A 4,354-nucleotide genomic window follows, 5' to 3' on the forward strand; every position below is an offset into this window, starting at 1 on the left:
GCAGTCCGGCGGCGCACGGTACTGGCGCGCGGTACAACCCGCGAGACCGACGGCGCCGGCCGTTCCCGCGGTACTGAGAAGCGTCCGTCTGGTGAATCGAGCACCGCCGGCTCCCGAACGGCTCCGATCGGCTTCCGCGTCGTCGGCGTTCCGATCCGAACTCACGTCCCGTTCGGGGGACCCGTCTCGAGGGGCGGCGTGCTCGCTCACGCGTTACTCCTGCTGGGCGTCGACGACCGCAACGCCGGCGAGGTTCACGATGTCCTTGACCTCGTCGCCCCGCTGGAGGACGTGAACCGGCTCGTCCATGCCGACCAGCATCGGCCCGATCGCGTCCGCGCCGCCGAGGCGCTGCAGCAGTTTGTAGCCGATGTTGCCCGACTCGAGGTTCGGGAAGACGAGCACGTTCGCGGGCTGCTCGAGGTCCGAAAAGCCGTAGGTCCCCTCGAGGATGTCCTCGACGACGGCGGTGTCGGCCTGCATCTCGCCGTCGACGGGGAAGTCGACTTCGGGGTCGTCCTGCAGCACCGAGGCCGCCTTTCGAGGTTTGCGCGTCCCCTCGTTGTCGACGCTGCCGAAGTTCGAGTACGAGAGCAAGGCGGCGCGCGGTTCGACGTTGAACCGCCGCGCGAGTTTCCCGGTCTGTTTGGTAACCTCCGCGAGGACGTCCTCGTCGGGAGCCTGGTTAACCGTCGCGTCGGCCACGAAGATGACGCGGTTCTTGAACGCGAGCAGGTAGACGCCGGCGGCGTAATCCACGTCGTCGGCGGTGCCGATAACCTGTAGCGGCGGTCGGAGCGCCGACGGATAGTGATGCGAGAGACCGGTCAGGAGCGCGTCCGCGTCGCCCTGCTCGACCATGACGCTGCCGAAGTAGTTCGAGTCCCGCTCGACGAGTTCACCGGCCTCGCTCCGCGTGATGCCCTTTCGAGAACGGAGCTCGTGAAGCCGGTCGGCGTACTCCTCGTAGTCGCCGACGGTCGGATCGGCGACGGTCGGATCGAAGTCGAGGCCCAGATTCGCGGACGTCTGCTTGATCTCGTCCTCGTCTCCGATGAGGATGGGGAGGGCGATCCCCTGCTCCTGGATCTGGTAGGCCGCCCGGATCATCTTCTCGTTCTCGCCCTCTGCGAGCGCGACCGTCTTGGGGTCGCTCTTGGCCTTGTTGAGGACGACGCGCATCATCTCGCGCGATTTCCCGAGGCGGGCCTCGAGCTCCTCCTCGTACGCCTCGAGGTCGATCTCGGTGCGAGCGGCACCGGATTCCATCGCGGCCTCGGCGATCGCCGGTGCGACGCGGAAGAGCACCCGCGGATCGACGGGTTTGGGAATGATGTAGTCCGGGCCGTACTGAATCGCTTCGTCGCCGTAGGCCTTGACGACCGCGTCGGGGACGTCTTGGCGGGCGAGTTCGGCCAGCGCTTCGGCGCAAGCGACCTTCATCTCCTCGTTGATCTCGGTCGCGCGCACGTCGAGTGCGCCGCGGAAGATGAAGGGGAACCCGAGGACGTTGTTGACCTGATTCGGGTAGTCAGAGCGGCCGGTCGCCATGATGACGGTGTCGTCGCGGGCTTCTTTGGCGTCCTCGTAGCCGATCTCCGGATCGGGGTTGGCCATCGCGAAGACGATCGGGTTGTCGGCCATGGACTGGACCATCTCCTGAGAGACGATCCCGCCGATCGAGAGGCCGACGAAGACGTCTGTCCCTTCCATCGCGTCCGTGAGCCCGCCTTCGGGCACGTCGCGGGCGAACTGCCGTTTGTACTCGTTGACGTCGCCCGCCGCAGCGCGCTCCTCGGTGATGATCCCCGAGGAATCACACATCGTGATGTTCTCCTTCTTACAGCCCAGCGAGACGTAGAACCGCGCCGTCGCGATCGCGCTCGCGCCCGCTCCCGAGAACGTGATCTCGAGTTCCTCGAGCGACTTCCCCGCGACGTCGGCGGCGTTGATGAGCGCGGCACCGGAGATGATCGCGGTCCCGTGCTGGTCGTCGTGGAAGACCGGGATGTCGATCTCCTCGCGCAGGCGCTCCTCGACGGTGAAACACTCTGGCGCTTTGATGTCCTCGAGATTGACGCCACCGAAGGTGGGCTCCATCATCTTGACGGCCTCGACGAGTTTGTCGGGATCGGCTTCGTCGAGTTCGATGTCGAAGACGTCGATGTCAGCGAAGCGCTTGAACAGGACGCCCTTGCCCTCCATGACCGGTTTCGACGCTTGCGCACCGATGTCGCCCAGTCCGAGCACGGCGGAACCGTTCGAGACGACCCCGACGAGGTTGCCCTTGGCCGTGTACTGATAGGCGTCGGTTTCGTCCTCGTCGATCTCGAGACACGGCGCGGCCACGCCCGGCGAGTACGCGAGCGAGAGATCACGCTGCGTATTCGTCGGTTTCGTGGTCGAAATCTCTATTTTTCCGGGCGGATCGGTTCGGTGGTACTCCAGTGAATCCTCATCTAATCCCATACCGGGGACACTGCAGGGGACTACTAAAAACAATGCGAAGGGGAGTTTCGACGACTGTCGAAAACACGGTGGCGCGGAAGACGCGATTCCCCGGAAGCAGATACGGTGATTCGACCGTTTTATACGCACCGCGCAAGTGAGAGGAGGTATGGACGTCGCGCTTGGTGGGACCTTCGACCCCGTTCATGACGGCCATCGACGGCTGTTCGAACGGGCGTTCGAACTCGGGGACGTGACGGTCGGGTTGACCAGCGACGAACTCGCACCGAAGTCGCGAGACGTCGACCGACACGTCCGATCGTACGACGAACGCGAGGACGCGCTCGCCACCGAACTCGAGTCGATCGCGGCCGACTACGACCGCGAGTTCGAGATTCGGATGCTCGAATCCCCGACGGGGATCGCGACCGAACCGAAGTTCGACTACCTCGTCGTCTCCCCCGAAACCCGCGAGGGCGGCAAACGGATCAACGAGATCCGCCGCGAGAACGGACACGACCCGCTCGAGGTGGTCGTCGTCCCCCACCTCCTCGCGGACGACGGCGACATCATCTCGAGCACCCGGATCGTCACGGGCGAGATCGACGAGCACGGGACCGTCATCGACGAGTGACGCAAACGACCAACTTCCGTCGGGCGCGCGAATCGTCTCCGCCGCGTGAACTTGATTTTCAGGCCCAGTCGCCGCGTCGTTCCTTCTCGTATTGTCCGCTTATGCGGAATCAGTCCGCCACTGTGCCGGGAAACAGTGAGTGTACGAGAGTGCTACCAGCGCGGCGGTTCGAGCCCCGCCGACTCGAGCAGTTCCTTCCAGCGGGACTGGATCGACAGTCGGGAGACGTCGGCGGCATCGGCGACTGCACCCTGGGTCCGACCGTCACCGGCGACGAGCGAGCCGGCGTAGAGGCTGGCAGCGAGCACCGCTCGCTTCGATCGATCGGCGTCCGGGACGTCTGTGAGGAAGAGATCGGCGGCACACGATCGAGCTTCCGTCGTTAGCTCCAGCCGATCGGCGACGGTCTCGAGTTCCTCGAGCCACGGTTCGTATTCGATGCGATCCCGGGCGCTGTGCATACGTCGGGGTATCGGATCGGACGGGATAAACGTGTGGTCCGACCGCGCGATTTCGCCGGTCGGCCGATACGACCCCGGCACGATCCCGTTGCCCCCAATGGAGTACTACGGATGGCAACGGTTCGCTACGAATATCTCGAAAAACCGGCCGTTCTCCGTCGATTTTACTAGGTAACAACTACTAAACCACCCGTCCACCGAAGCGGTATTCGACGCCAGCCGTCGGTGTCGGTTCACGACGCCTCATGAAAGAGCCAACCTGCAAACTCGTCTGTACTGGCTGCGGACTCGAGATGCCGTATCGGGAGCGGTCGCTGGCCGAGCAGGCCGCGGAACTCCACCAGCTTCGGGATCCGGAGCACGTGACGTTTATCGTCCCGCCGGACTGGTCGCCGGAAGAGCCGGTGAAACGCCCCTGAGACGGACTGCTGTCACTGTGTCCTGGCGCACCCGTCTGGCGGGTCGCGGGTGCGCCGGAACTCTGACGTCCGTATGGCGTGGACCGACAGCTACTTACTCGACTCGAGAAAAGTCGGGACCGGGCGCGGGTAGCCAAGCTAGGCCAACGGCGCAGCGCTTAGGACGCTGTCCCGTAGGGGTCCGCCGGTTCGAATCCGGTCCCGCGCATACTTCTCTGAGCGACTCCGCGAGGAGAAGCATCGCGACGAGGCTTCGAATCAGGGAGCAGCTTCGCTGCGACCGTGGTTCGAATCCGGTCCCGCGCACTGAACGGAGAACTGCGAGCATGACATCCTCCGCGCCCTAAAGGGCGCGGTTTCCTCCGTGGGAGTCTCGGCTATGCCGATTCCCC

General features: G+C 64.5%; 4 protein-coding genes, 1 tRNA gene and 1 pseudogene. 3 read left to right on the plus strand and 3 right to left on the minus strand.

Annotated elements, in window-relative coordinates:
- Window positions 1-210, minus strand: a pseudogene (locus PGX04_RS29360) (PQQ-binding-like beta-propeller repeat protein); the annotation flags it as partial.
- A gap of 3 nt (window positions 211-213) precedes the next feature.
- Window positions 214-2,469, minus strand: coding sequence for an NADP-dependent malic enzyme (locus PGX04_RS29365; RefSeq protein ID WP_273741723.1), 2,256 nt, complete (start codon window positions 2,467-2,469; stop codon window positions 214-216).
- Between the two features lie 148 nt (window positions 2,470-2,617).
- Between PGX04_RS29365 and PGX04_RS29370 the strand changes: the two genes are divergently transcribed.
- Window positions 2,618-3,082 carry a phosphopantetheine adenylyltransferase gene (locus tag PGX04_RS29370; protein WP_273741724.1) on the plus strand — a complete coding sequence of 155 codons (465 nt, stop codon included), beginning with the start codon at window positions 2,618-2,620 and terminating at the stop codon, window positions 3,080-3,082.
- Window positions 3,083-3,234: 152 nt separating this feature from the next.
- Here the strand turns inward: PGX04_RS29370 and PGX04_RS29375 are convergent, their stop codons facing one another.
- A complete protein-coding gene (locus PGX04_RS29375) occupies window positions 3,235-3,543 on the minus strand; it encodes a transcription initiation factor IIB family protein (RefSeq protein WP_273741725.1) in 309 nt (102 codons plus the stop codon).
- 245 nt (window positions 3,544-3,788) lie between these two features.
- Between PGX04_RS29375 and PGX04_RS29380 the strand changes: the two genes are divergently transcribed.
- Both PGX04_RS29380 and PGX04_RS29385 read left to right on the plus strand, forming a co-directional pair.
- A complete protein-coding gene (locus PGX04_RS29380; RefSeq protein ID WP_176548193.1) occupies window positions 3,789-3,962 on the plus strand; it encodes a hypothetical protein in 174 nt (57 codons plus the stop codon).
- 123 nt (window positions 3,963-4,085) lie between these two features.
- Window positions 4,086-4,170: transfer RNA gene (locus tag PGX04_RS29385), tRNA-Leu, on the plus strand.
- Window positions 4,171-4,354: the final 184 nt, after the last annotated feature.

Source organism: Natrinema soli (genome assembly GCF_028618695.1).